Here is a 24930-nt window from a genome sequence, read left to right as displayed (position 1 = left end):
CCTTGCCCGGTGCGGTCACTTCTTGGCCGGCGTGGCGGCGCCTGCGGGCGCCTGGCTGCTGGGCGGGCTCACCGCGGTGGCGGCAGGCGAATGCGCACCAGCGGCTTCGGCCGGCTTGGGTGTCACATAAGCGAATGGTCCCGGATCGGTGCAGGCAGGCGCAGCATCCGCCGGCTTGACCGACTTGCCCGTCATCGAAGCCGACTTGAAGTAGCTGGCGGCAGCCTTGTCTTGCGCCTTGCACAGCTTGTAAGCCGCGACCTTGCCGGACCAGGCGGTCCGGGCTGCCGCCTCGGCCGCCTTGGCCTTGGCCTCTTCCGTCGGAGGGGGCGGCGCCGGCAGCTTGGCGTGGGCGGTGGCGGCCATCAGCAGGGCCATGCACAGGAGGAAACGCTTGAGCATGATGTGCGGTCTCGTTGGGTTTGTCTGAACTCTTGAACGGGGCTCAGGCCTTGGCCGTGCGCGCGGTGGTCTCGCCCGCCCCGCCACCTGGTGTGGCTGTGCGCTGTGCGGGGATCTTGCCGGCCTTGATGTCGTCGTGCCAGAGCTGGTGGTGTTCCTTCGCCCAGGTTTCGTCAACGTAGCCGGTCTTCATGGCCTTGTAGGCGCCCTTCATGCCGATGGTGCCAAGGTAGATGTGACCCATGAACAAGGCCATCATCAGCACCGCGGCGCTGGCATGGATCATGTGCGCCACCTGCATGTTGGCGCGGGTGTAGTCCACCGACGGCACCAGCTTGTCGAGGAACAGGCCGGAGCCCACCACGATCAGGCCGAAGAAGAAGACACCGGCCCAGAACACCACCTTTTCACCGGCGTTGAAGCGGTGCGAGGGCACCTCCTTGCCGCTGAACAGGCCTCCACCCTTGAGCAGCCACGTGATGTCTTCCTTGGCCGGCAGGTTGTCCTTGACGAAGGTGAGGATCACCACCAGCAGCGAGACGGCAAACAGCGGGCCTGCGAAGTTGTGCAGGTTCTTCAGCGCGAAGCTCAACCAGCCGAACAGCGTGCTGCCCATGACCGGCAACAGGAAGAACTTGCCGAAGGCCATGACGATGCCCGAGACCGCCAGGATCACGAAGGCGATCGCATTGGTCCAGTGCGCCGCGCGCTCGAAGTAGGTGAATCGCTCAATCTTGCGCCCGGTTTCGGTGCCGTGCAACGCGATCGAGCCCTTGGCAGCGTAGAACAGGCCGATGGCAACAATCACGATCAGCAGCACCGAGCCGCCATAGGGCAGGATCCAGTCGTTGCGCACCTGGCGCCAGGCTTCTCCGGCGGTGGTGACGCGCGAACCGGGGTACTGCACGAACGGCTGGATCATGTTGCCCGCTTCTGGATACGGCAGGCTCGTGTATCCCGTCACACCCTTGCCCACGTCGCGCCACATGGGCGCGTTGTTGCCCGGCTGGACCTTGCCGCGTTCGGCGTTGCTCTGTTCCGCGTACTTGGGGTCGGTGGCGGCGTCTGGCGCGATCTCGAAGATGTTGGCGCTGCGGATGCCACCGGTGCCCTGGGCCGGCGCGGTGGCAGCCGGCGGCGCCGGATCGTCGCGCACCGTTTCCACCGGCTGGGTCTGGGCACTGGCCCAGCCAGCGCTCAGGGCGAGCAAGGCCGTGGACCAGAAGAGCGGCGACGCCAGACGGCGCATGCCCTGTGTGAGGAGCCTGTGCATAGCGGGTCCTTACTTGTTGCTCATGCGGGTGTAGTCGTTCTGCCCATACTGCGCGCGGGTCTTGAGCTGCTGCTCCCAGCTGCCCTTGTCGCCCGGCGTCCAGCCGGTCTGCACGTACTGGCTGCTGCCCACGCCCTGGTAGGGCGCGCCGTCCTGCTTGACGCCTTCGCCGGTGAGCACCTGGGGTTCGTCCGAGCAGGCCGCCAGGCCCAGCAAGGTGGCCGCAATCGCGGTGGAGAGGAACAGGCGTTGGATGCTCATGACTTGGTCCCCTGTGCGGTACCGTAGGCCGTGCCCCAGCCCCATACCTCTGCGCCCTTGCCGCGCTGGATCACGCGGCTGCGGAAGATGTCGGCCACGACATCACCGTCGCCGGCGAGCAGAGCCTTGGTCGAGCACATCTCCGCGCAGGCCGGCAGCTTGCCCTCGGCCAGGCGGTTGCGCCCGTACTTCTCGAACTCGTCCTGGCTGCCATGGGCCTCGGGGCCACCGGCGCAGAAGGTGCACTTGTCCATCTTGCCGCGCACGCCAAAGGTGCCCTGCGAGGGGAACTGTGGCGCGCCGAATGGGCAGGCGTAGGAGCAGTAGCCGCAGCCGATGCAGACGTCCTTGTCGTGCAGCACCACACCTTCGTCGGTGCGGTAGAAGCAGTTGACCGGGCATACCGCCATGCAGGGCGCGTCGCTGCAGTGCATGCAAGCCACCGAGATCGACTTCTCGCCGGGCACACCGTCATTGAGCGTGACCACGCGGCGGCGGTTGACGCCCCAGGGAACCTCGTGCTCGTTCTTGCAGGCGGTGACGCAGCCGTTGCATTCGATGCAGCGCTCCGCGTCACAGATGAATTTCATTCGTGCCATGTTGTGCTCCTGGTCTTACGCTTTTTCGACGTTGCAGATCGTGGTCTTGGTTTCCTGCATCATCGTGACGATGTCGTAACCATAGGTCGTACCGGTGTTGACCGCCTCGCCGCGAACGACGGGGAAGGCGCCGTCGGGGTAGTAAGGCTTCATGTCCATGCCCTGCCAGCGACCGGAGAAGTGGAACGGCATGAACACCGTGTCGGGGCCGACACGCTCGGTCACCAGCGCCTGCATGTTCATGCGCGCACCGGTCGGGGTGCTGACCCACACGCGCTCGCCGTTGCGGATGCCGCGCGAAGCCGCGGCGGCCGGGTTGAGTTCGACGAACATCTCCTGCTGCAGCTCTGCCAGCCAGGGGTTGGAGCGGGTTTCCTCGCCACCACCCTCGTACTCGACCAGGCGGCCGGAGGTCATGATGAGCGGGAATTTCTCGTGCATCTTTTCCTCGACGTTCTTCGTCTGCAGCGACTTGTAGAGGATGGGCAGGCGCCAGCGGGTCTTCTGGTCGTCGTGGCTGGGGTACTTGGCCACGAGGTCGGGGCGGATGCCATAGATGGGCTCGCGGTGCTGCGGGATCGCATCGGGGAAGTTCCACACCACGGCGCGCGCCTTGGCGTTGCCGAAAGGATGGCAGCCGTGCGCCATGCTCACGCGCTGGATACCGCCGGAGAGGTCGGTCTTCCAGTTCTTGCCCTCCGCGGCCTTCTGCTCGTCCGCCGTCAGGTCGCCCCACCAGCCGAGCTTCTTGAGCAGCACGTGGTCGAACTCGGGGTAACCGGTGGTGATCTCGGCGCCCAGCGAGTGCGAACCGTCCTCGGCCAGCAGGTTCTGGCCGTCGCGCTCCACACCGAAGTTGGCGCGGAAGTTGCCGCCACCGTCCATCACGTGCCGCTCGGTGCTGTACAGGTTGGGCGAACCGGGGTGCTTGATGGCGGCCGTGCCGTAGCAGGGCCAGGGCAGGCCGAAGTAGTCACCGCTCATGTCGTAGCCGGTTTCCTTGTCCACCACCTTGCCCTTGCAGCGCAGCGACTTGATGTCGAAGGCGCCCATGTTGCGCATGTGGGCCTTCAGGCGCTCCGGGCTCTGACCGGTGTAGCCAATCGTCCAGACCGAGGCGTTGATCTCGCGCAGCACGTCCTCGATCACGGGCTCGTCCATGCCCTTGACCTTCTGCATCTTGAAGTTCTTCGAGAACTCGGCGGCAAAGCCCAGCTTCTCGGCGAACTGGTGCATGATCATGTGGTCACTGCGGCTCTCCCACAGCGGCTCGATCACCTTCTCGCGCCACTGCAACGAGCGGTTCGACGCCGTGACCGAGCCGCTGGTCTCGAACTGTGTGGCCGCCGGCAGCAGGTACACCGCGCGGTTGGGGTTGAGGTCTTCGGGCTTGCCGGGCATGGCAGCCATCGACGCCGTGGCCGATGGATAAGGGTCCACCACCACCAGCAGGTCCAGCTTGTCCATCGCGCGCTTCATCTCCAGGCCGCGCGACTGCGAGTTCGGCGCATGGCCCCAGAAGAACACGCCGCGCAGGTTCGAGCCCTGGTCGATCAGCTCGTTGTTCTCCAGCACACCGTCGATCCAGCGCGAGACCGTGATGCCGGGCTTCTCCATCATGCCTTCGGCGTACTGCTTCTTGATCCACTCGTAGTCCACGCCCCAGACGGCGGCGAAGTGCTTCCACGAACCGGCGGCCAGGCCGTAGTAGCCCGGCAGCGAATCGGGGTTGGGGCCGACGTCGGTCGCGCCCTGCACGTTGTCGTGGCCGCGGAAGATGTTCGCACCGCCACCGCTCTTGCCAATGTTGCCCAGCGCCAGTTGCACGATGCACGATGCGCGCACCATGGCGTTGCCGATGGTGTGCTGCGTCTGGCCCATGCACCACACCAGGGTGGACGGCCGGTTCTTGGCCATCATCTCGGCGACCTTGAACATCTGTGCCTCGCCCACACCGCAGGCCTCTTCCACCTTGTCCGGCGTCCATTTGGCCATGACGTCCTTCTTGACGTCCTCCATGCCATAGACGCGGTCGTTGATGTACTTCTTGTCTTCCCAGCCGTTCTTGAAGATGTGGTACAGCAGGCCAAAGAGGAAGGGGATGTCGGTGCCGGAGCGGATGCGCACGTACTCGTCGGCCTTGGCCGCGGTGCGGGTGAAGCGCGGGTCCACCACGATCATCTTGCAGCCGTTTTCCTTGGCGTGCAGCATGTGCAGCAACGAAACCGGGTGCGCCTCGGCGGCGTTGGAGCCGATGTACAACGCGCACTTGCTGTTCTGCATGTCGTTGTACGAGTTGGTCATGGCGCCATAACCCCAGGTGTTGGCCACGCCGGCCACCGTGGTGGAGTGGCAGATGCGCGCCTGGTGGTCGCAGTTGTTGGTGCCCCAGAAGCTCACGAACTTGCGCATCAGGTACGACTGTTCGTTGTTGTGCTTGGACGAGCCCACGAAGTACACCGAATCGGGGCCGCTGGCTTCGCGCAGCTCCTTCATCTTGGCCGTGATCTCGTTGAGCGCCACGTCCCAGCTGATGCGCTGGTACTTGCCGTTGACCAGCTTCATCGGGTAGCGCAGGCGGTATTCACCATGACCGTGCTCGCGCAGCGCGGCGCCCTTGGCGCAGTGCGCACCGAGGTTGATCGGGGAGTCGAACACCGGCTCCTGGCGCACCCAGACGCCGTTCTCGACGATGGCGTCGGTCGCGCAGCCCACCGAGCAGTGGGTGCAGACGGTGCGCTTGACTTCGATCTTGCCGGTACCGTCGATGGACTTGCCTTCGGCGGCTTTGGCCTTCTTCACCAGCGTGAGCTGGCCGGCGGCCAGACCGACACCGACACCCAGGCCCGAGCGGCGCAGGAAGGCGCGGCGGTCCATGGTGGGCAGGGCGGACGAGAGACCGCGCTGCAGCTTGTGTACGAAGCCCGATGACGCGCGCGAGACGTGCGCACCAGACGAGGATTTTTTGGTCAGCAACATGGGGAGGCTCCTGTTCGCTCAGATGCGCGTGGTCTGGTAGTACTGCTTCACGTGATCGCTGAGCGAGTAACCACCGCCCCTGGCCGGCGCGGGCCGGGGCTCGGCGGCGGCCGTGTCTTCGGCCGGCGCGCCCGGAATCAGGGTGACCGCGGCGGCAAGCGCCCCGACGGTGGACGCACCCGCAAACAGGGTGCGACGGTTGAGGCCGGTGCGGCCTTCTTCGTTCGTGGATCGTGGGGACTTGTTCATGCATGTCTCCTGGTTGGAAGGGCCCCGCATCACAACATGCGGACCTTTTGCATACGTCGAATCTAACCGGCCACCACCCCCCGCGCAAGTCGTTCACCGGGTCTCGCGCAAGACCGGAATACGAGTCGTTCGCATCTTTCAATGCCGCACCGCAGCATGCATGCGTGCTTCCGTTTTCATAGCCAGAAGCGTGCCACCTGATCGATGTTTCCTTGTACCCTTCAGGTCGGGGAACGCTTGTGCGAAGCCCGTCCTCTGTTGACGCGATGGCGCGCAAACCGGGCAGACGAATGCATGTCCGCCGACTAAGGGATAACCCATCAAACCAATCCATTACCCCGAGCATGCAGCGCCAAACTGTCCGCCACGTTTGCGACAAGTTGTCGCATCAGTCCCGGCCCGTTGCGGCGTCCAACCCCGGCCGCTGGCGTCGGAAATGCGCGAATACCCAACTGATTTCGTAGGCTTCCTCCGTAGAATCCCCGCGGGTGGAGACCTCATTCATTCCCCCTTCGCCCGAGCGCACGCTCGAAGGCTGGCCCGACTGGTCGATCCTGATCGTGGACGACGAGCAGGGCATGCTCAACTTTCTCGTCAAGACGCTGGCGCCGCGCTGCCACTTTGTCATGAGCGCGACCAGTGCCGAGGACGGCGCGCACTGGCTGCGTGGCCACCACGTGGACCTGGTGATCCTGGACATCTCGCTGCCGGGCAAGAGCGGCGTGGCCTGGCTCAAGGAACTGCGTGAACACGGCTTCACCGGCGAGGTGATCCTGATCACCGCATTCGCCGACCTCGACACCGCCATCGAGGCGCTGCGCGCCGGCGCGTCCGACTTCATCCTCAAGCCGTTTCGTGTGCCGCAGATCCTCAACGCGGTGAAACACTGTTACGAGCGCTCGCGCCTGCGGCGTGAAAACTTCGTGCTGCGCCGCGCCGTCGTCAGCACGCCGGGGCTGGGCGCGCTGGTCGGCAACTCAGCGTCGATGCAGCAGCTGCGCGAGTCGATCGCCCGCGTGGCCCCGGTCAACAGCACGGTGCTGTTGCAGGGCGAATCGGGCACCGGCAAGGAGCTGGTGGCGCGCGAGCTGCACGCACTGGGCAGCCGCGCCGGCGGGCCGTTCGTGCCGGTCAACTGCGCGGCCGTCTCACCCGAGCTGATCGAGAGCGAGCTGTTCGGCCACGCCAAGGGTGCATTCACCGGTGCCACGCGCGCGCGCGACGGCCTGTTCCACTATGCGCAGGGCGGCACGCTGTTCCTCGACGAGATCGCCGAGCTGCCGCTGCCGATCCAGGCCACGCTGCTGCGCGCGATCGAAGACCTCAACATCCGCCCGGTGGGCAGCGAACAGCTGGTGCCGCTGAACCTGCGCATCGTGGCCGCCACCAACCGCCAGCTCAGCGACGAAGTGACCGCGGGGCGCTTCCGCAAGGACCTGTACTTCCGCCTGCAGGTGGTCGACCTCACGCTGCCGCCGCTGCGCCAGCACAAGGACGATATCGCCGAGCTGGTCGCCCACTTCAACGCCCAGCTCGCGCCCTCGCTCGGCGTGGAGCCGCTGCGCATCAGCGAGCAGGAGATGGACTTCCTGCGCCAGTACGACTGGCCGGGCAATGTGCGCGAACTGCGCAACCTGATCGAGCGCTCGCTCATCCTGGGCAGCCTCAATGTGTCGGCGCTGTACCCCGGCGAGGCCCGCGGCCCCGCAGCAGACACCCAGGCGCCCGCGCGGCCCACCGACCTGCACACGCTGGAGAAGATGCACATCCTGAGCGTGCTCGACTCGGTGCATGGCGACAAGACCCGCGCGGCCCAGTTGCTGGGCGTCTCCCGCCGCACGCTGGAGCGCCGTGTGGCCGAGTGGGGCGCGGCTTGAGCCGGCGCGCCAGGGCATGAGTCTGTGGCGCACGCCCCGCTGGCTCGCGGGCTCGGTCCGCAACAAGCTGCTGGCGATGGCGCTGCTGCCCTTGCTGGTGGCCTTTCCCATGCTGGTCGTGGCCCTGGCCCTGTGGAGCAACGTGGCCTACGACCGCCTGCTCATCACCAAGGTGCGCAGCGACCTGGCTGTGGCGCACGGCTACTTCGAACAGGTGCTGAGCGACGTGGGCTCGGGCACGCTGGGCGTGGCCGGCTCGCAGGTATTGTTCGCGGCGCTGGGAAGCTCTGGCGCGACGAACACTACCCGGCTGAACGAACAACTGGCGCGCCAGCGCGAGCGGCTGGGTCTGGATTTCCTGGTGATCTACGACCCGCAGGGGCGCGCGCTGGCGCGCGCGCTGCCGCTGGGCCTGAGCGCAGCCGACGCAGCCGCGCCCATACCGCCGATGCCCGCGGCGCTGGGTGGCGCTCTGTCGAGCACGACTGCGCCGACGCGCGCCAGCGCCAGCCTGCTTGTGCTGGAGCCCGCCGCGCTGCACGCGCTTGCACCCCACCTGGCGCAGCGCCTGGCCATCCCGCTGGTGGCCACGCGCAACGCCGCCCCGGATACGCGCCAGGCCGAACACCGCGCGATGGTGATGTTGTCCACCCATCCGGTGCTCGATGCACGGGGCCAGACCATAGCCCTGCTCGCCGGCGGCCTGCTGCTGAACCAGAACCTCGACTTCATCGACCACATCAACCGCATCGTCTACCCCGAGGGCTCGCTGCCCTTCGGCAGCCAGGGCACGGCCACGCTGTTCATGGACGACGTGCGCATCACCACCAACGTGCGCCTGTTCCAGGACCAGCGCGCCATCGGCACGCGCGTGTCGCAGACTGTGCGCGATGCCGTTCTGGGGCAGGGACAGACCTGGCTGGACCGTGCTTTTGTCGTCAACGACTGGTACGTCTCGGCCTACGAACCGCTGCTGGACGCGCACGACCAGCGCATCGGCATGCTGTACGTGGGCTATCTGGAGGCCCCCTTCCGTTTCGTGCGCTACGCCATGCTGGCGGCCATCGGCCTGATCTTCCTCGGCGTGATGGTGCTCTCTGCCTGGTTTTCTCTGCGCTGGGCTCGCAGCATCTTCCAGCCGGTGCAGCGCATGAACCGCACCATGCAGCTGGTGGAGGATGGCGAGTCGGGCGCGCGCGTGGGCGAACTGAGCGCGCGCGACGAGCTGGGCGCGCTCGCCGGTCACCTCGATGAACTGCTCGACGTGATCGACGACAAGACGGCCGCACTGCAACGCTGGGGCGAGGAGCTGGACCACAAGGTGGCCGAGCGCACGCAGGAACTGGAGGCGAGCAACGCATCCCTGCAACTGGCGCAGCAGCAGCTGGTCAAGAGCGAGAAGCTCGCCGCCATCGGCCAGCTCACGGCCAGCATCGCGCACGAGATCAACAACCCGATCGCGGTGATGCAGGGCAACCTGGACCTGATGCGCGAAACCCTGGGCGACGCGGGCCAGCCTGTACGGGCCGAACTCAAGCTGCTCGACGAGCAGGTCGAGCGCATGCGCATCATCGTCACGCAATTGCTGCAGTACGCGCGTCCGACCGAGTACGCGGGCTATGTGGAGACGCTGGACATCAACCGCACACTGGAAGACTGCCTGGTACTCGTGAGTCACCTGCTGGCGCAGACGAACATCGAGGTCCAGCGCGACTTGCTGGCCTCGCAGCGCGTGGGCTGCAACCGCCAGGAGTTGCAACAGGTGGTCATCAATCTGATGATCAACGCGATCCAGGCGATGCCGCAGGGCGGCACCCTGCAGCTGGTGTCGCGCGACTGGACCGACGAAGCCGGGCGAGAGGGCGTGCGGCTCTGTGTGCAGGACAGCGGCAGCGGACTTTCACCGGAGGTGCTGGACCGCCTGTTCCGGCCCTTCTTCACCACCAAGAACGACGGCAATGGCCTGGGCCTGTGGATCAGTCAGGGCCTGGTGGAGCGCTACGGGGGGCACATCACGGCAGGGAACCGCCCGGATGGGCAGGGGGCATCGTTCTGCGTGGCACTGCTCACGGAGCCGCATGCACCCGATGCAGCGCCCACGCGGGATGGGCGCCCTGGGGGGCTTTAGGCCAGCATGTCGAAACCCTGCGCCTCGACCCCGACGAACGCCCGGGTGAACCCGGCCAGCGCCCCATAGAAACGGGCCTTGGGGTGCGCGGCCAGGTTGTCGCACAGCTGCGGCACCCAGGGCTGCACGTGGGCGGTGAAGAACTTCTGCTGCTGTGTGAGGTTGGCCACCTCCACGTCGTCGCCGGCGATGAGGTAGCGCATCACCTCGCACAGGTAGGCCACGTGGTCCTCGGTCTCGGGCATGGCCTCGTCGCGCGCCAGGCCCAGCACCGCCAGGTCGCTGCGCAGCTGTGCCAGCGGCTTCTCGTTGAGGAAGCCGCTGAGGTAGTGCGAGCCGAACACGTAGACCTCGGGCTTGCCCACGCCGCCGAACAGCGCCTCGAACTCCTCGGCCACCGCCGCATCGTCCATCGCACGCGCCGCGGCCACCACCTCGCGCCAGGGTTCTTCCAGAAAGCCGCCGGCGGCGGGCGCCTCGGTCACGGCCACGCGCAGCTGCGACATCAGATCGGGTGACGGCGGCGCATAGTACAGCGCGGCGAGCAGGCCGTAGACCTCGGCGCGGGCGGTTTCCTCGTCCAGCGCGGACGAGACGGGAATGGCGTTGTTCATGGCGTTGGCGTGCTTCAGAGATCGGTGATGCGGGTCTCGCCCGGGTTGGTGTACAGGTCCACCACGCGGCAGTCGCCGCACATTTTCAGGCGTTCCAGCGCCTCGCCCTGGAACATCGCGTGCCCAGAGAGCTTGGACAGCATGACCTCGATGCCCTTGAGCGTGCCGAAGGGTTTGGCGCAGCGGATGCAGTGGTAGGGCTGGGCTTCGTTGAGCACGCGCAACTGCTTGCGCTGTTCGCCCAGCAGCAGGCGCGGCTCCAGCGTGATCGCGTCTTCGGGGCAGGTGCTCGCGCACAGGCCGCACTGCACGCAGTTCTTCTCGATGAAGCGCAGCTGCGGGCGTTCGGTGTTGTCCTGCAGCGCGCTGGCCGGGCAGGCGCTCACGCAGCTCAGGCAGAGCGTGCAGCTGTCCTTGTTCACCACGATGGTCCCCAGCAACGAGGCACCCGGCAGCGCGATGGCTTCGGCGGGCGCGCGCTGCGCGGCACTGTCTTGCAGCAGGTGCTCGATCGCGAGTTCGACGGTGGCGCGCTTCTCGGCCTGCACCGCGAAGGTGGCGCGTCGCTTGACGGTCTGCGCGGGAGCGTCGCCGAGCGCGGCGTCCAGCGCCTTCGCATCGCGCGCCTCGATCAGGCGAAAGTGCGTGCCCGTGTAACCCAGGCCGCTCACGATCGCCTGCGCCACGCCCATCTGCGCGCGCACCGCCTCGCGGTACTGCGGCGCTTCCTCGCCCGTCATCAGCACCCAGACTTGCGACGCGCCATAGGCAAAGGCCGAGAGCCACACGTCCAGGCCGATGGAGGCGGTGTGCCACAGCGGCAGCGGGATCACGCGCGCGGGCACGCCACGCACCTGCTTGCGGTCGAGCGCAGCGGCGCGCCCCAGTTCGCCAATGAGCGCGCTGCCCGCTTCCTGGCTGTGCAACAGCAGGGCAGCGTCCCGGCCACCGGCTTTGGCGTAGGTGGCCAGCAGGGTGCGCAGCTTCACACCCTGCTCGCTCGCTCGCGGGTAGGCATAGCTCAGCGCCCCGGTGGGGCACACCGTGGTGCAGGCGCCGCAGCCCACGCAGAGGTTGGGGTTGACGACGATCTGGTTGCGCTTGATTTCGCTGCGGATGGCCAGCGCCGAGCAGATCTCCACGCACGCGTTGCAGCCCACGGTTTCGTTGCGGCCGTGCGCGCAGAGCTTCTGCTTGTAGGTGAAGAACTTCGGCTTCTCGAACTCGCCGACCAGGTCGCGCAGCTTGATCACCGTGGCCATGGCGGCTTGCGCCTGCAGTCCACCGGCCAGGTGGAAGTAGCCCTGAGGGTGCGCGTGCTGCGTGAACGCGGGCTCGCCGCGCAGGTCGAGCACGATGTCGAACTGCTCACTGTGTTCCACGGCTTCGCGCTGGAAGTTGATCGCGCCCACGGCCTCGCAGGCCTTCACGCAGGCGCGGTGGCTTTTGCATTTGTCCATGTCGATCTGGTAGTCCAGCCCGATTGCGTCCTCGGGGCAGGCGGCCACGCAGGCGTTGCAGCGCGTGCACAGGTCGAGGTCGATGGGGTTGTCCGTGTGCCAGGACACCTCGAACGCGCCCAGCCAGCCTCTGAGCTGCGGCAACGCGGCCGCTATCACCGGGTAACGGCGCTCCTGCGCGCCGCCGCCACCGGTGGCCATCAGGCTGACCTCGAGCACGTCGGACACCATGCCAGCGATGCGCTCGGCCTCGTCCAGCGCGCCGATGATGAGCAGCCGCCCTGCACTCTTGTAGGTGACGGTCGGCACCGGCTCGGCGTCGGGCAGACGCGCGGCCGCCAGCAGCGCGGCCATCTTCGGCATGGCCTGCGCGCCCTCGCGACCCCAGCCTCCGGTCTCGCGGATGTTCACGAAATGGATCGGCCGCACGTCCAGCGGCACCGCGCCTTCGGTCTGCTCGGAGAGTTCGGTGAACAGGCGGCTCTCCTGCGTGCAGGCCACCACCAGTTCGTCCTTGCTGCGGCATGCCTTCTGGAAAGCCGGCGCGTCGCGGCGACACAGGGTGGTGTGCAGGTTCAGGTCTTCATCCAGTGCCTGGCCCAGAACGTCCGGGTTCAGGGTCATGGTCTGGTTGCAGTTGCAGATCAGCGTTGTCATCGTGGGGCTCCGGGCGAGCGGAAGCGGTGTTGTCGGAGGTATCCGGGGAGACTGTGGGTTCGACTGCGGGCGGCGCAGGCAATGGCGGCGCCGCATTCTCCGGCTTGGGTTCGTCGGGATCGTCCACCAGCTTGAGAAACTGCGCGCCGACCATCTTGGCCATGTGCGCGGCCGACAGCGGGCTGGGCTTGGAGTAGTCGTCGATGTAGATGTCCAGACCGTCCATCACGTTGTAGCGCGGGTCGGTGAACAGCTTCTTGACGGCAGCGTTGCGCACGTCGGACGGCACACCCCGGGCCACGAAGGACGCGTAGTCGGATTCGGGGGTGAGCCGGGCCACGTCTTCCATCGTGGGCAGCGGTGGCTGTTCGGCAGGCGCCTCGGCCGGCACCGGTTCGGTGGCCACGGGCGGCGCGGCCACAGCCACCACCGGCGCGGTTGGCCGGGGCGGTGGTGGCTCGGGCGGCAGCGGCTCGTTGGCGCGCACCTGCACCTTGCGGCGCGACCAGCGCGAGAAAAAGTTGCTGTCGTCCTGGGTGGTCATGCGCGTTTCGGCAGGGCAAGGCCGGCGTGCACCTGGGTTTCGCCACTCTGATGGCGGTCCGCCCGTGCGTGCGCCGAGCGCAGGAAGTCCATCATCATCGGGCCGCTGTCGAGCAAGCCTTCGGTTTCCTCGCCGGGAGAAAGATGGAACTCGGGATGCCACTGCACACCGAGCACGTAGCCGGGCCCGTCGTGGCGGATGGCTTCGATGATGCCGTCCCGGGGGCTGCGGGCCTCCACCACCAGCCCGGCGCCGAGTCGGTCCACGCACTGGTGATGGATGCTGGTGACACGGTGCGGCGTGGTGCTGCCATACAGCGCGTCCAGCGTCGACCCCGGCTCGAACTCCACCTCATGCATCAGGCGGTCATACCGGTTCGTGTCCTGGTGATTGATGGAACCCGGTCTCTGTGACGGGATGTCCTGCACCAGACTGCCACCGAAGCACACGTTGATGAGCTGGGCACCGCGGCACACACCGAGCACCGGCTTGCCCGCGTCGATGAAGCCACGCAGCAGCGCCAGCTCATAGCGGTCGCGGATCGCATCGCCCGCCCAGGCGGGATCACGCAGCGTGTCGCCATAGGTTTCGGGGCAGATGTCGATGCCGCCCTGAAGCACCAGCCCATCAAGCATGGCGACGATCTCGGTCATCGGCGCGCGGTTGACCGACAAGGGGCTTTCCTCGTCCACAAAGGGCACCATCAGCGCGATGGCCCGATGGGCCATGATCCAGTGCGCCATGGTGCTTTCCAGGAACTGCAGCCGCTTCTGCGGCAGACCCAGCCCGAGCGGCGGGTTGTGCAGCAGGCGGGCGCTGATACCGATGCGCAGCGTCATGTCGTCGGCCCCGGGCCGCGTTTCTCGGTCGAGATGCGCACCGGCTGGCCGAAGCGATCGGTCAGGGGCTTGAAGCTGACGGGGCGCTTGCGCTTCTTCGGCTCGGGCTGGTAGGTGGCGTCGACGAAACCCCGCAGCCAGTCGACCACCTCGGCAGGGGCGGGCACCTGGTCCACCCGCTCCTGTGCGTCGAGCCAGCGCCCGGCGTCGTGGTAACTCAGCGTGACGATCTGCGGCACGGCCATGGGCTCGCCGTCGAGCAGCCGTTCCTCGTCGGCACGCCAGAACACCCAGAAGCAGGGTTGCGGGCTATTGAGGTTGAGGAAGTACCCCTCGGCGTCGTCGCGGAACAGCTCGACGCGAAAGCGCGGAAACAGCCAGTGAGCGGCCGGCGTGCTGGCCGCGACGGCATCCACCGGCTCCACGGCCTGAGGTTCGTGGTCCTCGTGCGCGGGCGCCGGGCCGGTGTCGTCCGGGTCGCTGCTGACCACGACGTCGGCCAGCACCCAGCGCCAGGGCTGCCAGCGGCTCATCGGGCCGCTGACCGGCTCGCGCCGCATCACCACACTCACCTCGATGGCGGGGCGGCTGCGGGTGGGGGCGGGGATCTGTTCAATGGCCATACGGAACCGACTGTAAGCCATCCCTCCGCATCCGGAACGGCACACCGCGCTTCACCCCGGCGGGCACACAACATTGCCCGGGGAAACCCTGAGAACCCTCGCACGAAGTGATGTCCGCCCAGAGACACCAGGGGTCCGGCCGAGCCGGCTCAAGGTGTCGCCCCTTGAGGGGGAGGCGCCGAAGGCGTCGCTGGGGTGCTTCTAATAAGTTTCCAGGTGCAGGCGGCCCTCGCGCTTGAGCGCGCCGCCCACCGTGTCCCAGTTCAGGCCGGCACCCTGCGCCACGTCGCGCAGGGCCAGTACCACGCCCTCTTCCATGCTCTTGAGCCCACAGACATAGAAGAAGGTGTTCGGGTCCTGCAGCAGCACCGCCAGATCGGCGGCACGCTCACGCATCACGTCCTGCACGTAGCGCTTGGGTTGCCCAGGCGTGCGGCTGAAGGCGAAATTGCTGTCGATGAAGTCCCGGGGCAGGCTTTGCAACGGCCCGAAGTACGGCAGTTCCTCCTGCGTGCGCGCGCCGAAGAACAGCATCAGCTTGCCGCCCTCGAACTTGCCCGAGGCGCGCAGGCGCCGGCGCCATTCGGTCATCGCGCGCATGGGCGCGCTGCCGGTGCCGGTGCAGATCATCACGATGTTCGAGCGCGGGTGGTTGGGCATGAGGAAGCTGGTGCCAAAGGGCCCGATCACCTCCACCTTGTCGCCGACCTTGAGGTCGCACATGTAGTTGCTCGCCACACCACGCACCGGCCGGCCCTGGTGGTCTTCCAGCACGCGCTTGATGGTGAGCGAGAGGTTGTTGTAGCCCGGGCGTTCGCCGTTGCGCGGGCTGGCGATGGAGTACTGGCGCGCGTGATGCGCGCGGCCCTTGTCGTCGGTACCGGGGGGCAACACGCCGATGCTCTGGCCTTCGAGCACCGGAAACGGCATGGCGCCGAAGTCGAGCACGATGTGGTGCGTGTCGTAGTCGCTGCCGGCGGTCTTGCCGACTTCGGTCACGCGCACATTGCCGACCACGGTGGCGGTCACGGTCTTCTGGCTGGCCTTGGGGCCGTACAGGTTGGCATAGGCGTGCGCGGCCGACCAGGGTGGCAACGTCGCGCCGAAGGCCGACGAATTGAACGGCTCCTGACCACTCGGGTCCTTGACCACGGCTGGCACTGCCGCGGCCACCGGGGCCACGCCCACGTCGGCATCCGCATCGGCCAGGCCTTCGAGCTCCTCCGGCGGCAGTTCGGGTGGCAGTTCGTCCCAGGTGAGCTGTTCCTCGGTCGTGTAGGCACGCACGCGCGGCATGTTGCGCCAGTTGTCGATCGAGCCCGTCGGGCAGGGCGAGATGCAGTCCATGCACAGGTTGCACTTGTCCGCGTCGACCACGTAGTTGCGGTCGTCGTGCGTGATCGCCTGCACCGGGCAGGTCGCCTCGCAGGTATTGCAGCGGATGCAGATCTCGGGATCGATCAGGTGCTGCTTGATGACAGCGGGTTCGGCGATGGCGTTCATGGGTGTCTCCTGAAGCCCTCCCCCTCTGGGGGAGGGTTGGGTGGGGGCCTGCGGAGTCTCTCAGAAGCCGCGTCGCCCCCTCCCCGCCTTCCCCCGGGGGGAAGGTGAAAGTCCGTCAACCGAACCGCACGTACTCGAAATCCACCGGCTGGCGGTTGATGCCCATCACCGGCGGTGCGATCCAGCCGGCGAACTTGCCGGGGTCGACCACGCGGCCCATGAGCGATGCAACGAAGGCGAAGTCTTCCGGTGTCGGCAGCCATTCGCTCTTCTTCGCCGCCCACTCGGCTTCGTTCACCACACGGCCCTCGGGTGACATCTTGATGCCCGCGAGCGCGCCGATCTGGCGGTTGAACGCCTTGTGCGGCACGGTCAGGCGCGTCGGGACGCCGGCCTTCTCCAGCACCTTGTTCCAGCGGTTCACACCAGCCACCGAGTCCTTGATGAAATCGTCGCGCAGCACTTCGTTGAGCGCGTTGAGCATGGGCACGTCCTTTTCGACGAGCTGGCCGTTCTGCACTTCGAGGACCTTGTAGGTCTGGCCCTTGAGCACGTGGTCGTCGGTGCGTTTGCCTTCCTCGTAGCGGCCCTTGAGGCCCGAGCTGTAGAAGATGGCGGCATTGCTCGACTGGTCGGCGCCGAACAGGTCGATGGTGACGCTGTAGTGGAAATTCAGGTAGCGCTGGACGGTGCCGAGATCGATGGCACCCGCCGCACGCACCTTCTGCGGATCGTCGGTCTTGAGCTCGTTCATCACCTGCGCGGTGCGCTGCAGCACGCGCGAGACACCGCTCTCGCCCACGAACATGTGGTGGGCTTCTTCGGTCAGCATGAACTTGGTGGTGCGCGCCAGCGGGTCGAAGGCGGACTCGGCCAGTGCGGAGAGCTGGAACTTGCCGTCGCGGTCGGTGAAGTAGGTGAACATGAAGAAGGCCAGCCAGTCGGGCGTCTTCTCGTTGAACGCGCCCAGGATGCGCGGGTTGTCCTGGTCGCCCGAGGTGCGCTGCAGCAGCGCCTCGGCCTCTTCGCGGCCGTCACGGCCGAAATGCTTGTGCAGCAGGTAGACCATGGCCCAGAGATGGCGGCCCTCTTCCACGTTGATCTGGAACAGGTTGCGCAGGTCGTACATGCTGGGCGCGGTCAGGCCGAGGTGGCGCTGCTGCTCGACCGACGCGGGTTCGGTGTCGCCCTGTGTGACGATGATGCGGCGCAGGTTGGCGCGGTGTTCGCCGGGCACGTCCTGCCAGGCCTTCTCGCCCAGGTGGTCGCCGAAGTGGACCTTGCGCTCGGCATCGCCGGGGTTCAGGAAGATGCCCCAGCGGTAGTCGCGCATCTTCACGTGCCCGAACTGCGCCCAGCCCTGCGGGTCCACGCTCACGGCGGTGCGCAGGTAGACCTCGTGGTTGGTCGAGCCCTCGGGGCCGACGTCGTCCCACCAGTTGATGAAGTTCGGCTGCCAGCCTTCGAGCGCGCGCTGCAGCGTGCGGTCTTCGGAGAGGTTGACGTTGTTGGGGATCTTTTCGCTGTAGTTGATCGTGCTCATGTTGTGCTTCCTCGGTTTCGGTGTCGGGGATGAATCGGTCAGACGCGGTTGAAGTCGAAAGCGGCTTTGTCACCTTTTCCGTAGACCTTCAGGGCACCCTTCTCACCCACGGCGTTGGGGCGGATGAAGATCCAGTTCTGCCAGGCGGTGAGGCGGCCGAAGATGCGGGTGGCCATGTTTTCCTTCTGCGCGAAACGCAGGTTGGCTTCCAGGCCGGTGAGTGCGTCGGGCGACATGGACGCGCGCTCTTCCAGCGCCATGCGCACCTCGTCGGCCCAGTCGATGTCGTCGGGCGCGGCCGTCACCAGGCCCAGCGCGAGCGCGGCATCGGCGTCCAGCGCCTGGCCGATGGCGCCGCGGGCGGCTTCCATCGGGCCCGCCTCTTCATAGAAGCGGCGCTGCAGGCGCGACTGCTCGTTGACCATGGGCAGGTAGCCGAAGTTGAATTCGTCGAGCTGCAACCGGGGCGCGGCATCGGCGTCGTCGGGCAGGGCCAGCATGTAGGCGCGGTCGGCGCAGAAAGCCAGTTCGGCCAGACTGCCGGCAAAGCAGGAGCCGGACTCGATCAGCGCGAACAGGCTGCGCGAGGACACATCCAGGCGCGCGAAGGTGCGGCGCATCAGCCCCAGCGTCTCGCGCACCAGCCAGTGATCCTTGTGCGCGAGCATCAGCGCGTCGCTGGCGAGCACGGCCGCCGCATCGCCTTCGGTCTTGATCAGCCAGGTGCCCAGGTCGAGTTCGTTGGTGCGCAGGCAGAGGATGGCGTCGTCGAGTTCGCGCGCCATCTGCAGCGGCCACCAGGCCGCGCCCGCGGCCTCGATGCCGGCGATGTCCTGCGGCTGCGCGCCGGTGGGGGCCTTCACGGTGATCGTGGCATTGCGCTTGCTGCGGTCGATCGACACGTTCACGAAGGCGTAGCCGATGCCGTCGGCGCTGTCGGTGCGCTGGATGCGTGGCAGCGTCACGCCCTTGCCGGAGGCCGGGCGGTCGCTCTTCGCGGCCAGCGCGGCGGCGCGCTCCTTCACGTGGTCGGCGAACTTCTGCGGCTTGGCGATCGAGTCGACCAGGCGCCAGTCCACCGCCTTCTGGCCACGCACGCCTTCGCTGGTGGTGCAGAAGATGTCGGCCAGGTCGTGGCGCACGTGGCGCTTGTCGGTCACGCGGGTCAGGCCGCCGGTGCCGGGCAGCACGCCGAGCAGCGGCACCTCGGGCAGCGAGACGGCGGAAGAGCGGTCGTCCACCAGCACGATCTCGTCGCAGGCCAGCGCGAGCTCGTAACCGCCGCCGGCGCAGGCGCCGTTGAGCGCGGCGACGAACTTCAGGCCGCTGTGCTTCGAGGAATCCTCGATGCCGTTGCGCGTCTCGTTGGTGAACTTGCAGAAGTTCACCTTCCAGGCGTGGCTGGAGAGGCCGAGCATGAAGATGTTGGCGCCGGAGCAGAACACGCGGTCCTTGCCGCTGGTGACGACCACGGTGCGCACCTCGGGGTGCTCGAAGCGCACGCGGTTGAGTGCATCGTGCAGCTCGATGTCCACACCCAGGTCGTAGCTGTTGAGCTTGAGCTTGTAGCCGGGGCGGATGCCGGCGTCTTCGTTGATGTCGACCGCCAGGGTGGCGACCTCGCCGTCGAAGGACAGCTTCCAGTGGCGGTACTGGCTGGGATCGGTGCGGTAGTCGACGGTGGTCGGGGCGGCGTTGGCAGTGGCGCTCATGGGGTGTCTCCGGGCAGGTGTCTCGGGTCGGTGGCATCCGCAGGCGCGGGCCGGCGGCGGGATCAGGCCCGTTGACCTGCACTCAAACGCCGGTCCGAACCTGGTGATGTGAATAATAATTCACAAACTCAAAAAGGTCAATGCACTTTCATGCATGTTTTTCGTCCAGGCCGAGGGCCTCGCGCACCTGGACGCGCAAGGCGGCAAAAGCGTCTTCGAGGTTGTAGGCGCTGGTGTCGAAGGCCATGTCGGCCTTGGAATAGAAAGCCGAGCGGCCGGCCAGGATGCGTTTGAGGTCTTCCATGGCCTCGCGGCTCGCGGCCATGGGGCGCATGTCGCCCTGCGCGGCCACGCGCCCCATGTGGTCGGCCGGATCGGCCTGCAGCCACACGGTGGTGCAGTGGGACAGCAGCAGGTTGAAGTTGGCCGCGTCGGACACGAGGCCGCCGGGGGTGGCGATCACCACCTCGGGGTAGATCTGGATCGCCTCCTCCAGCGCACGGCGCTCGTAGCGGCGGTAGGCCGGCGTGCCATACAGGGAATGGATCTCGTTGATGCTGCAGCCGGCGAACTTCTCGATCTCGCGGCTGAGCTCGATGAAGGCGAAACCCAGGTCGTCGGCCAGGCGCTGGCCCAGGGTGGATTTGCCCGCGCCGCGCAGGCCGATGAGCGCGATGCGCGCCTTGCGCCCGGGGTCGCCGCCGGCGGCCGCGCCGCCGCCCAGCAAGCCGCCGATGGCGATGCGCGCGCGGCGCAGGTCGGCCTCGTTGCGCTTTTCCAGCAACTCGCGGATCAGGAGCCACTCCGGTGAGCTTGTGCTCACATCGCCAAGCAGTTCCGCCAGCGAGCACTGGAGCGCCTGCGCCACCTGCAGCAGCACGAGGATGGAGGCATTGCCGGTGCCGTATTCCAGGTTGGCCAGGTGCCGTTCGGACACGTCGGCCGCGATGGCCACGGCCTTGCGCGTCATGCCGCGGCGCGAACGCAGCGTGCGCACGCGCTCGCCCAGCGCCACCAGGAAGGGGTGACGGGCTTCTTCCTCCGCGCCGGCTGACCGGGTCTCGGGGGAGGCCATCACGCCGCTGTCATCGACGCTCATGAAGTGCCTGTCCTTTCAATGGAATGCAGCGCGGAAAACGCTGGAAGGGCTTGCCAAGTGGCAAAACATGCACTTTAATGCACAATTCGAAGAACGCAAGATAATGCATTTATAGCGCCATTCGCTCCCCGCGGCCAGTGCCGCGCGTCCCACCCCACCAGCGAGACAACACCATGACCACCGCAGCCCTGCTCCCCAACCACCTCGCAGGCCAATGGCAGACCGGCACCGGCACCGGCGCGGGCACACCCCTGTTCGACCCGGTGCTGGGCACCGAACTGGCCCGCGTGAGCAGCGCCGGGCTGGACCTCGCCGTCGGCTTCGACTTCGCCCGCCAACAAGGCGGCCGGGCCCTGCGCGCCCTGAGCTATGGCGAACGCGCCGGCCTGCTGGCGGGCATCGTGAAGGTGCTGCAGGCAAACCGCGATGCGTATTACGAGATCGCCACCGCCAACTCGGGCACCACCGTCAAGGACTCGGCGGTCGACATCGACGGCGGCATCTTCACCCTGGGCTACTACGCGAAGCAGGGCGAGGCCCTGGGCAGCGCGCGCGCGCTGCTCGACGGCGAACGCATCCGCATGGGCAAGGACCCGGTGTTCCAGACCCAGCACATCCTGCAGCCCACGCACGGCGTGGCGCTGTTCATCAACGCCTTCAACTTCCCGAGCTGGGGCCTGTGGGAGAAAGCCGCGCCGGCCCTGCTCTCGGGCGTGCCGGTGATCATCAAGCCGGCCACCGCCACCGCCTGGCTGACCCAGCGCATGGTGAAGGACGTGGTCGACGCGAACATCCTGCCACCCGGCGCGCTCTCCGTGGTCTGCGGTTCCTCCGCCGGCCTGATGGACCAGCTGCAGCCCTTCGACGTGGTCTCGTTCACCGGCTCGGCCGAGACGGCGCGCATCATCCGCAGCCACCCGGCCGTGGCCTCCGGGTCAGTGCGCTGCAACATCGAGGCCGACAGCCTCAACAGTGCCCTGCTCGACCCGGCCGCCACACCCGACAGCGAAGCCTTCCAGCTGCTGGTGAGCGAGGTGGTGCGCGAGATGACGGTGAAGGCGGGCCAGAAGTGCACCGCGATCCGCCGCGTGTTCGTGCCGCGTGCGCTGTTTGATGCGGCCGCGCAGGCCATCGGCGCCAAGCTTGCGAAGACCAGCGTGGGCAACCCGCGCAACGAGACCGTGCGCATGGGCTCGCTGGTGAGCCAGGAACAGAAAGCCAGCGTGCTCGAAGGCATCACGCAGCTGCGCACCGAGGCCGAGGTGCTGTTCGACGGCAGCGGCGCGCCCCTGGTGGACGCCGACCCGGCCGTGGCCGCCTGCGTGGCACCCATGCTGCTGGGCTCGCGCGAACCCGCGAAGGCGAAGCTGCTGCACGAGGTCGAGGTCTTCGGCCCGGTGGCCACGCTCATGGCCTGCGACAGCATCGAACAGGCCTATGAACTCATCCGCCGCGGCGAAGGCTCGCTGGTCTGCTCGGTCTACAGCGCCGACCCGGCCTTCATCGCCCGCGCCGCGCTGGAGCTGGGCTCGGCCCACGGCCGCGTGCACGCGATCTCGCCCGACGTCGCCGCCAGCCAGACCGGCCACGGCAACGTGATGCCCATGTCGCTGCACGGCGGGCCGGGCCGCGCCGGTGGAGGCGAGGAACTCGGCGGCCTGCGCGCGCTGGGCTTCTACCACCGCCGCAGCGCGGTGCAGGCCAGCAGCGCCGCGCTGGACGCGCTGGCCGCCTCGGCGGTAGCCTTGAAATACTGAGCACGAACCCGCGTACCTCTGAGGAGACATGTCCATGACCACGTCCGTCGCGCCGCCCCCCGAGCGCTTCAACTTCGCGCGCCACCTGCTCGACCTCAACGCCGGCCGCGCTGGCAAGACAGCCCTGACCGACGACCAGGGATCGCTGAGCTACGGCGAACTTGCCGACCAGGTGCGGCGCTTTGCCAGCGCGCTTGCCGCGCTCGGCGTGCGGCGCGAGGAACGCGTGCTGCTGCTGATGCACGACAGCAGCGACTGGGTGGTGGCCTTCCTCGGCGCGCTGCACGCCGGTGTGGTGCCGGTGGCGGTGAACACCTTGCTCACGGCACAGGACTACGCCTACATGCTGGCCAACAGCCGCGCCCAGGCCGCGCTGGTGTCGGCAGCGCTGCTGCCCACGCTGCAGACCGCGCTGGACAAGCTCGCCGCGCAGGGGGGCCACGAGGTGAAGCACGTCATCGCCTCGCGCGCCACCGAGGCCCTGCCCGCGGGCGTGCACCACTTCACCACCCTGGTGGGCAGCCACGCGGCGCCCGCCGATGCGGCCGACACGCACGGGGACGAGCCCGCGTTCTGGCTCTACTCCAGCGGCTCCACCGGCGCGCCCAAAGGCACGGTGCACACGCAGGCCAACCTGTACTGGACCGCCGAACTCTACGGCAAGGGCGTGCTTGCGCTGCGCGAGGACGACGTGGTGTTCTCCGCGGCCAAGCTGTTCTTCGCCTACGGCCTGGGCAACGCGCTGAGCTTCCCGCTCAGCGTGGGCGCCAGCGTGCTGTTGATGGCGGAGCGCCCGACGCCGCAGGCCTGCTTCAAGCGCTTCACAGAGCTCAAGCCCACGGTGTTCTACGGCGCGCCCACCGGTTACGGCGGCATGCTCGCCAGCCCCGACCTGCCAAAGAAAGGCGACGTCGCGCTGCGCCTGTGCTCATCCGCCGGCGAGGCCCTGCCGCAGGACATCGGCCAGCGCTGGACGAACCACTTCGGCGTCGAGATCATCGACGGCATCGGCTCCACCGAGATGCTGCACGTCTTCCTGTCCAACCGGCCGGGCGACGTGCGCTACGGCACCACCGGCAAGCCCGTGCCGGGCTACGAGATCGAGCTGCGCGGCGAGGACGGCCAGCCCGTGCCCGATGGCGAGATCGGCGACCTCTACATCCGCGGCCCGAGCGCCGCGCTGATGTACTGGAACAACCGCGACAAGAGCCGCGACACCTTCCAGGGCGGCTGGACCAAGGCCGGCGACAAGTACACCCGCGACGCCGACGGCTACTGCACCTACGCCGGGCGCAACGACGACATGCTCAAGGTCAGCGGCATTTATGTGAGCCCGTTCGAGGTCGAGGCCACGCTGGTGCAGCACCCGGCCGTGCTGGAAGCCGCCGTGATCGGCAAGACCGATGCGGACGGCCTGACCAAGACCAAGGCCTTCGTGGTGCTCAAGCCCGGCGCGCAGGCCACGCAGGCCGAGCTGCAGGCCTTCGTGAAGGAAAAACTCGCACCCTACAAGTACCCGCGGTTCATCGAGTTCCTGCCCGAGCTGCCGAAAACGGCGACGGGCAAGATCCAGCGCTTCCGGTTGCGCGAGCGCGAGGCCGCCTGAGCAACACTGCATCCACGAAAAAGCCGGCTCGCGCCGGCTTTTTTCGGCAAGGACCAGCGACTCAGGTGTCCTTCGAAATCTTGATCGAGGGAAACTTCGAGGAAAAGTCCTTGGCCTTGGCCGCGATCGTGATCGCCACCTGGCGCGCCACGCCCTTGTAGAGGTTGGCGATCTCGCCTTCGGGGTCGGCCACCACGGTGGGCATGCCGCTGTCGGCCTGCACGCGGATGCTCATGTTCAGCGGCAGCGCGCCCAGGTAGTCCATGCCGTACTCGGCCGCCATGTTCTTGCCGCCGTCGGCACCGAAGATGTGCTCCACGTGGCCACACTTCTCGCACACGTGCACCGCCATGTTCTCCACGATGCCCAGGATGGGCACGCCCACCTTCTCGAACATCTTGATGCCCTTGCGCGCGTCGAGCAGCGCGATGTCCTGCGGCGTGGTCACGATCACCGCGCCGGTCAGCGGCACGCGCTGGCTCAGGGTGAGCTGGATGTCGCCGGTGCCGGGCGGCATGTCGACGATGAGGTAGTCGAGGTCGGCCCAGTTGGTCTGGCGCAGCAGCTGCTCCAGCGCCTGGGTGGCCATGGGGCCGCGCCAGATCATGGCCTCGTCGCGGTCGATCAGGAAGCCGATCGAGATGACCTGCACGCCGTAGTTCTCCAGCGGGTCCATGGTCTTGCCGTCCGAGCTCTCGGGCCGGCCTTCCACGCCCATCATCATGGGCTGGCTCGGGCCGTAGATGTCGGCGTCCAGAATGCCAACCTTGGCACCTTCGGCGGCCAGCGCCAGCGCGAGGTTGACGGCCGTGGTGCTCTTGCCCACGCCACCCTTGCCCGAGGCCACGGCGACGATGTTCTTCACGTTGGGCATGAGCTGCACGCCACGCTGCACCGCGTGCGCGATGATCTTCGTCGTCATGTTGACCGAGACGTTGTCCACGCCCTGCACCGAGCGCGCCGCCGCGATCAGCGCGCGGCGCAGCGCCGGCAGCTGGCTCTTCGCCGGGTAACCCATCTCCACATCGAAGGACACGTCGCCGTCCACCGCCTGCAGGTTCTTCAGCGCCCTGGTGGACACGAAGTCCTTGCCCGTGTTCGGATCGACAACGGCTTGCAGCGCGGTCAGCAGCGCCTGGGAATCGACGGGCATGGGGAACGTTCTCCGGTGGGGGGGTGGGGGTATCGGTCTTGCGGGATCGGAA

Annotated in this window: 20 protein-coding genes; 4 read left to right on the top strand and 16 right to left on the bottom strand. The window is 67.4% G+C overall.

What is annotated here, in order from left to right; all coding sequences use genetic code 11:
* Positions 1-15 precede the first annotated feature (15 nt).
* Genes K5880_RS18730 through K5880_RS18705 form a run of 6 tightly spaced genes read right to left on the bottom strand, consistent with a single transcriptional unit; the run spans position 16 to position 5763 of the window.
* On the bottom strand, positions 16-402 hold the full coding sequence (locus K5880_RS18730; protein ID WP_297655877.1) for a hypothetical protein: 387 nt from the start codon (positions 400-402) through the stop codon (positions 16-18).
* Between the two features lie 43 nt (positions 403-445).
* The gene (locus tag K5880_RS18725; RefSeq protein WP_297655875.1) at positions 446-1675 is read right to left on the bottom strand and encodes a formate dehydrogenase subunit gamma; all 1230 of its coding nucleotides are present in this window, start codon (positions 1673-1675) and stop codon (positions 446-448) included.
* A gap of 9 nt (positions 1676-1684) precedes the next feature.
* Entirely contained in the window at positions 1685-1936 is a 252-nt protein-coding gene (locus tag K5880_RS18720; protein WP_297655872.1) for a hypothetical protein, read from the bottom strand.
* Positions 1933-2535, bottom strand: a complete 603-nt coding sequence (gene fdh3B, locus K5880_RS18715; protein ID WP_297655869.1) for a formate dehydrogenase FDH3 subunit beta — start codon at positions 2533-2535, stop codon at positions 1933-1935. Before fdh3B ends, K5880_RS18720 begins: the two co-directional genes overlap by 4 nt.
* 15 nt (positions 2536-2550) lie before the next feature.
* Positions 2551-5514: a formate dehydrogenase subunit alpha gene (locus K5880_RS18710; RefSeq protein ID WP_297655865.1), complete on the bottom strand. Its 2964-nt coding sequence runs from the start codon at positions 5512-5514 to the stop codon at positions 2551-2553.
* Positions 5515-5532: 18 nt separating this feature from the next.
* Entirely contained in the window at positions 5533-5763 is a 231-nt protein-coding gene (locus K5880_RS18705) for a formate dehydrogenase (RefSeq protein ID WP_297655863.1), read from the bottom strand.
* A 488-nt stretch (positions 5764-6251) separates the two neighbouring features.
* Between K5880_RS18705 and K5880_RS18700 the strand changes: the two genes are divergently transcribed.
* Both K5880_RS18700 and K5880_RS18695 read left to right on the top strand, forming a co-directional pair.
* Positions 6252-7640, top strand: a complete 1389-nt coding sequence (locus K5880_RS18700) for a sigma-54 dependent transcriptional regulator (RefSeq protein ID WP_297655860.1) — start codon at positions 6252-6254, stop codon at positions 7638-7640.
* Positions 7555-9768, top strand: coding sequence for a cache domain-containing protein (locus K5880_RS18695; protein ID WP_366883233.1), 2214 nt, complete (start codon positions 7555-7557; stop codon positions 9766-9768). The genes K5880_RS18700 and K5880_RS18695 overlap by 86 nt, the downstream gene beginning before the upstream one ends.
* On the opposite strand, the gene K5880_RS18690 is transcribed toward K5880_RS18695, so the two are convergent.
* From K5880_RS18690 to K5880_RS18650, 9 genes are all read right to left on the bottom strand, one after another.
* Entirely contained in the window at positions 9765-10382 is a 618-nt protein-coding gene (locus tag K5880_RS18690; RefSeq protein ID WP_297655854.1) for a molecular chaperone TorD family protein, read from the bottom strand. The two genes, K5880_RS18695 and K5880_RS18690, sit on opposite strands and share 4 nt — an antisense overlap.
* Before the next feature lie 14 nt (positions 10383-10396).
* Positions 10397-12499: a 4Fe-4S binding protein gene (locus tag K5880_RS18685; RefSeq protein WP_297655851.1), complete on the bottom strand. Its 2103-nt coding sequence runs from the start codon at positions 12497-12499 to the stop codon at positions 10397-10399.
* Positions 12426-13043, bottom strand: coding sequence for a DUF3306 domain-containing protein (locus tag K5880_RS18680; protein WP_297655848.1), 618 nt, complete (start codon positions 13041-13043; stop codon positions 12426-12428). Before K5880_RS18680 ends, K5880_RS18685 begins: the two co-directional genes overlap by 74 nt.
* Positions 13040-13882: a gamma-glutamyl-gamma-aminobutyrate hydrolase family protein gene (locus tag K5880_RS18675; protein WP_297655845.1), complete on the bottom strand. Its 843-nt coding sequence runs from the start codon at positions 13880-13882 to the stop codon at positions 13040-13042. Before K5880_RS18675 ends, K5880_RS18680 begins: the two co-directional genes overlap by 4 nt.
* Positions 13879-14505 (bottom strand): DUF3305 domain-containing protein, encoded by a 627-nt coding sequence (locus K5880_RS18670; RefSeq protein ID WP_297655843.1) that lies wholly within the window; start codon positions 14503-14505, stop codon positions 13879-13881. Before K5880_RS18670 ends, K5880_RS18675 begins: the two co-directional genes overlap by 4 nt.
* Before the next feature lie 201 nt (positions 14506-14706).
* Entirely contained in the window at positions 14707-16008 is a 1302-nt protein-coding gene (gene boxA, locus K5880_RS18665; protein ID WP_297655841.1) for a benzoyl-CoA 2,3-epoxidase subunit BoxA, read from the bottom strand.
* Positions 16009-16123: 115 nt separating this feature from the next.
* Entirely contained in the window at positions 16124-17551 is a 1428-nt protein-coding gene (gene boxB / locus K5880_RS18660) for a benzoyl-CoA 2,3-epoxidase subunit BoxB (protein ID WP_297655839.1), read from the bottom strand.
* Between the two features lie 38 nt (positions 17552-17589).
* Positions 17590-19263: a 2,3-epoxybenzoyl-CoA dihydrolase gene (boxC, locus tag K5880_RS18655; protein WP_297655837.1), complete on the bottom strand. Its 1674-nt coding sequence runs from the start codon at positions 19261-19263 to the stop codon at positions 17590-17592.
* Positions 19264-19411: 148 nt separating this feature from the next.
* The gene (locus tag K5880_RS18650; protein WP_297655987.1) at positions 19412-20338 is read right to left on the bottom strand and encodes a helix-turn-helix transcriptional regulator; all 927 of its coding nucleotides are present in this window, start codon (positions 20336-20338) and stop codon (positions 19412-19414) included.
* 197 nt (positions 20339-20535) lie between these two features.
* On the opposite strand from K5880_RS18650, the gene K5880_RS18645 reads away from it, so the two are divergent.
* Positions 20536-22119: a 3,4-dehydroadipyl-CoA semialdehyde dehydrogenase gene (locus tag K5880_RS18645; protein ID WP_297655835.1), complete on the top strand. Its 1584-nt coding sequence runs from the start codon at positions 20536-20538 to the stop codon at positions 22117-22119.
* Between the two features lie 34 nt (positions 22120-22153).
* Entirely contained in the window at positions 22154-23725 is a 1572-nt protein-coding gene (locus K5880_RS18640; protein ID WP_297655834.1) for a benzoate-CoA ligase family protein, read from the top strand.
* A 61-nt stretch (positions 23726-23786) separates the two neighbouring features.
* On the opposite strand, the gene apbC is transcribed toward K5880_RS18640, so the two are convergent.
* The gene (gene apbC, locus K5880_RS18635; RefSeq protein ID WP_297655832.1) at positions 23787-24878 is read right to left on the bottom strand and encodes an iron-sulfur cluster carrier protein ApbC; all 1092 of its coding nucleotides are present in this window, start codon (positions 24876-24878) and stop codon (positions 23787-23789) included.
* Positions 24879-24930 lie beyond the last annotated feature (52 nt).

The organism is Hydrogenophaga sp., assembly GCF_025699295.1.
GTDB lineage: Bacteria > Pseudomonadota > Gammaproteobacteria > Burkholderiales > Burkholderiaceae_C > Hydrogenophaga.
This window is presented reverse-complemented; position numbering and strand designations above follow the sequence as displayed.

What these genes read in the sequence shown, in the direction of transcription:
- K5880_RS18730 (WP_297655877.1), bottom strand. Translation starts at nt 402, where the DNA reads ATGCTCAAGCGTTTCCTCCTGTGCATGGCCCTGCTGATGGCCGCCACC.
- K5880_RS18725 (WP_297655875.1), bottom strand. Translation starts at nt 1,675, where the DNA reads ATGCACAGGCTCCTCACACAGGGCATGCGCCGTCTGGCGTCGCCGCTC.
- K5880_RS18720 (WP_297655872.1), bottom strand. Translation starts at nt 1,936, where the DNA reads ATGAGCATCCAACGCCTGTTCCTCTCCACCGCGATTGCGGCCACCTTG.
- fdh3B (WP_297655869.1), bottom strand. Translation starts at nt 2,535, where the DNA reads ATGGCACGAATGAAATTCATCTGTGACGCGGAGCGCTGCATCGAATGC.
- K5880_RS18710 (WP_297655865.1), bottom strand. Translation starts at nt 5,514, where the DNA reads ATGTTGCTGACCAAAAAATCCTCGTCTGGTGCGCACGTCTCGCGCGCG.
- K5880_RS18705 (WP_297655863.1), bottom strand. Translation starts at nt 5,763, where the DNA reads ATGAACAAGTCCCCACGATCCACGAACGAAGAAGGCCGCACCGGCCTC.
- K5880_RS18695 (WP_366883233.1), top strand. Translation starts at nt 7,555, where the DNA reads ATGGCGACAAGACCCGCGCGGCCCAGTTGCTGGGCGTCTCCCGCCGCA.
- K5880_RS18690 (WP_297655854.1), bottom strand. Translation starts at nt 10,382, where the DNA reads ATGAACAACGCCATTCCCGTCTCGTCCGCGCTGGACGAGGAAACCGCC.
- K5880_RS18685 (WP_297655851.1), bottom strand. Translation starts at nt 12,499, where the DNA reads ATGACAACGCTGATCTGCAACTGCAACCAGACCATGACCCTGAACCCG.
- K5880_RS18680 (WP_297655848.1), bottom strand. Translation starts at nt 13,043, where the DNA reads ATGACCACCCAGGACGACAGCAACTTTTTCTCGCGCTGGTCGCGCCGC.
- K5880_RS18675 (WP_297655845.1), bottom strand. Translation starts at nt 13,882, where the DNA reads ATGACGCTGCGCATCGGTATCAGCGCCCGCCTGCTGCACAACCCGCCG.
- K5880_RS18670 (WP_297655843.1), bottom strand. Translation starts at nt 14,505, where the DNA reads ATGGCCATTGAACAGATCCCCGCCCCCACCCGCAGCCGCCCCGCCATC.
- boxA (WP_297655841.1), bottom strand. Translation starts at nt 16,008, where the DNA reads ATGAACGCCATCGCCGAACCCGCTGTCATCAAGCAGCACCTGATCGAT.
- boxB (WP_297655839.1), bottom strand. Translation starts at nt 17,551, where the DNA reads ATGAGCACGATCAACTACAGCGAAAAGATCCCCAACAACGTCAACCTC.
- boxC (WP_297655837.1), bottom strand. Translation starts at nt 19,263, where the DNA reads ATGAGCGCCACTGCCAACGCCGCCCCGACCACCGTCGACTACCGCACC.
- K5880_RS18650 (WP_297655987.1), bottom strand. Translation starts at nt 20,338, where the DNA reads ATGGCCTCCCCCGAGACCCGGTCAGCCGGCGCGGAGGAAGAAGCCCGT.
- K5880_RS18645 (WP_297655835.1), top strand. Translation starts at nt 20,536, where the DNA reads ATGACCACCGCAGCCCTGCTCCCCAACCACCTCGCAGGCCAATGGCAG.
- K5880_RS18640 (WP_297655834.1), top strand. Translation starts at nt 22,154, where the DNA reads ATGACCACGTCCGTCGCGCCGCCCCCCGAGCGCTTCAACTTCGCGCGC.
- apbC (WP_297655832.1), bottom strand. Translation starts at nt 24,878, where the DNA reads ATGCCCGTCGATTCCCAGGCGCTGCTGACCGCGCTGCAAGCCGTTGTC.